Origin of the sequence: Lachnoclostridium sp. An118 (assembly GCF_002160985.1) — a bacterium.
GTDB classification, from domain to species: Bacteria; Bacillota; Clostridia; order Lachnospirales; family Lachnospiraceae; genus Claveliimonas; species Claveliimonas stercoravium.
Genome location: NZ_NFLQ01000041.1, coordinates 1 through 3,640 on the forward strand (window position 1 = coordinate 1; position 3,640 = coordinate 3,640).

At 27.3% G+C, this 3,640-nt stretch carries 1 protein-coding gene; it reads left to right on the forward strand.

Features of this window, described 5'->3' with window-relative positions; translation table 11 throughout:
• The first annotated feature begins 141 nt into the window (after positions 1–141).
• The gene (locus B5E62_RS16545; RefSeq protein WP_087175607.1) at positions 142–3,501 is read left to right on the forward strand and encodes an AAA family ATPase; all 3,360 of its coding nucleotides are present in this window, start codon (positions 142–144) and stop codon (positions 3,499–3,501) included.
• Positions 3,502–3,640: the final 139 nt, after the last annotated feature.

Genomic DNA, 3,640 nt, shown 5'->3' on the forward strand with positions numbered 1-3,640 from the left:
ATTTGATCGATCTGTTTGATGAACGCTATACTGTGTCAGAAATAACAGGGGATGAGTTCGATACAGATGTAAAAAAACTTGTGGAAACAGAGAGTAAGTGAGGATAATTAGCAGTTATCCGTTAATTAAGGATATATAAAGATGAAAGTAATAAAGCCAGAGAATTTTTTAAATAAGAGTGGATTTTCATTCGAGAATTTAATATGCAAACTACTCTATGAAGAATATGGAGAAAGTTTTAAACAAACAAAATATACTAATGATGGTGGAAAAGATTTTGAGTCTGTTTCAACTTTATTGACTCATCAGAAAACATGGGCCGAGTGTAAAAAGTATTCATCTGCGCTATCATATAACGATATTACAAAAACATTATTAATGGCTTTTGTCGAAAAAGTTAATAAGGTACTAATTTTTTCGTACTCTCCTGTTAATAGGCGTTTTTATAGGAATATTGCAGAATACAAATATCGTACTAAGGTAGAGGTGGAAATTTATGATGATGAAAAACTAGAAAAACTTTTACTTAAATATAAAGACAAAGAGTGGTTTTCTGACTATATACTATTAGAGAAATCTATTCATTATGACACCAATATTCTCTTGCCCGAAATTAGTAACATTTCTTGTATATATAATCTTTCCCCAAAACTTCGTACAAATAATAATAAAGTATTCATCAATATGTATGAATTGTTTCCTTTGGATGTTCTTTTAATCAATCAAACAGGAACTATACAGAATGTTCAAATTGATTATTCAGAATTTAAGGAGTGTAGCTATTTTGAATTATTAAATGCTGAAATTGCCAGAAATAACTACTGTCAAGAAATTAGTATTTCACAACACACTTCGGTTATAATACGATTATATTTAAGAGCTATAAAGTACGAAAAAAGCTATAAAGTTCCTGATATATATGTAAATAATAAAACATATCATATTCGAAAGAAAATGTATACAACATGGCTTGCTCAAACCGATCTAATAGGAGAATCTTATAAAAAAATCAAGAATGTGATATTGCAAAATGTTCAGAGTGCTCAAAAATTAAATTTTATATTAATTGAGGGATCTACCGGAACTGGGAAAAGCAATCTTTTATTGGAAATATTCCAGTCGGCTCATCAATATGATAACAAATCTTTTTATTGCGACATCGACAAGAAGAAGATATCCATAAAATTGTTTTGTCAAGAAATTTTTGCATTCTTTACTCAGCTTCCATTTTTTAAAAACACAAAAAAATCAATTGCTCATTTAAACAAATCAAAAACACTTGCCTTTAAATTGGGAGCACAGATTCTTTATGAACAAGACTTTAATTGTTCGAAAAATATTGAAGATATAGCAAAATGTATTTTTTGGTTTTTGCAGAAAGAAAAATATCTTCTGATAATTGATAATATACAAAAATATGATTCGCTATCTATTAAATTGATAATGGAACTAATTCGTTTGTCTTCTGGGCATACTTGCTTATCAACAATTTTGCTATCTATTAATACAGATTTTCTGATTAAGGGTACCAAAGCTGAAGAATTAAAAGATTTATTGCATCTTTTGTGCAGTAGGAAAGTAAATCAATACCATAGTTATTCACTTGCGGGTTTTGATGATAAAATGGCGGAAGAGTATATTCATAAATGTCTTAATATTGCACATGGTGACAAAAGAAAGTATAAAAAAGTAACTAATAAAATTATTCGCTCTATTGGATGCAATCCGCTAATCTTACAAAATTATTTGATTTATTTGTACAATAATGAAATCCTTGATCCTGAAAAATCTTTTTTTATACTAAATAATTTATCAAAGTTCTTTGAGACAGATGGAACTAATTACATTATTTCTGACTACTTTATAAAAGAGTTAGATGAATTGCTGTTAGAAAAAACTGAAAAAAATAATTTAACACAGTCCTATTTTGATTTAACAGGTCTTTTTACTATAGTTAAAGAAGTATCACGATCCATAGTGGAAAAAATTTCTGAAAACCGTGACATTATAGATCTTCTATTAAAACATGGTATTATTATATATTCTGCTGAGTCGAATACGTATTTATTTAGACATATAGAAATAAAGCATTATTATCAGCAAAAATATCAATTACAGTATTTGGATATAGCAAAAATTCTTTTAACTTTAAATAAATCGGTTTTCCGTAAAAATTATATAGAAGCGATTTTTTTATTGGAATTTGAATCTGAAGAAATTTCAGAGGATGATCTTAATTTAATATCTAAAGAAATATTACGATCAAATATAGATTGTGATAATCTAGAAAAAATTTATACTAGAGTATTAATATTATTTTTTCAAGGTTTAGGAGAAAATGCAGAATTCAATCTAAAAGTAATGAAAGAGATTTGCGATAATTCAACACGAGTATTAGGAATTGATAAAGCCTTAATCTTTCAAGACAAGATAGAAAAAATTATTCAGGAATATCCTGAGAAGTATATGCCATTTTCGGACAGTGTTATAGAAATATTAAAAGAGTATCTTAGACATTTAATGAATGTGCGCCGTATACATGATGCATTAGATATTAGTTCCCAACTTGAAGATTTAAGCATTTATATTATATCTTCAAAAGAAAAAGCATATTATCTAAATGAATTATATAAAATGAATATCTTATGCTTATATAAGATAAATAATACTGAACTTGCTTTAAAATCTGTTCAGGATTTGATTGACAATAGTAATTCACCCATAAATTTAGCTGAATGTTATATGTTTTTGGGAAATATATATTATCGCACATCACTTCGCTATACTAATTCAAGTGTTATAGTCTTAAATTGGAATAATAGTTATGAAATAATTAAAGCCTTAAAAGTAGATTTTCACAATTTAAGTACTGACAAACAAGCGATTTTATTAAATGTATGTATAAAGCACCTATTAGCTGATCTGCTACAAAAAGCGGTACCAGATAATAAAGAATTGCAATTTTTATCTGAATTATTAAATTGTACAAATATGCCATATTTTGAAATAAAAATAAGGCATTTGTTTATTCTGTGTCAGCTATTATTAAATAAGTCATATGATTTTCTATTGTCACCGTTAGAATATGCAGAAGAGTGTCTGGACATATTATCTGTAGATTATGGAAACAAAACTTTGTATAGTACAACTTTGTTTTTCTTAGCAGAAATATGCAAAGAAAAAAAGGATTATCCTAAAATGTATTCTTATTATTTGAATTTTTACAGTATATTTTCTAGTTACTATTTTAATGATGGTGATATAGATAATGATAATTACCTTTTGATAGAAATGATTATTTCACTAAGGAAATATAAAAGAAAATATCCTCAAACTTTCAATTTTAATATTATGAATAATGTGCCATCAACAGATTTATATCAGAAATTAAAAGAAATATATTATATGACTGATCAAGATTTCGAACTATTTTATAAAACGATGTCCCCCATATCTTTATTCAATAATCCTGAATTGGAAAGTAATTATCCTCTCATATAGAGAGAGGCGCTGCCTTATTCGTAAGCGCTCAATAACCACCCGGCTAGTACGACTCCAACTTTTATGAGATACTGCAGATACTTGGAGTAATTCACTTCATATCTGGTTCTCAGATTTACAAAAGCATGACTTTAAATCT

Bases quoted from the DNA above. Each gene is read 5' to 3' on its own strand.
- B5E62_RS16545 (WP_087175607.1), top strand. From the start codon at position 142: ATGAAAGTAATAAAGCCAGAGAATTTTTTAAATAAGAGTGGATTTTCA.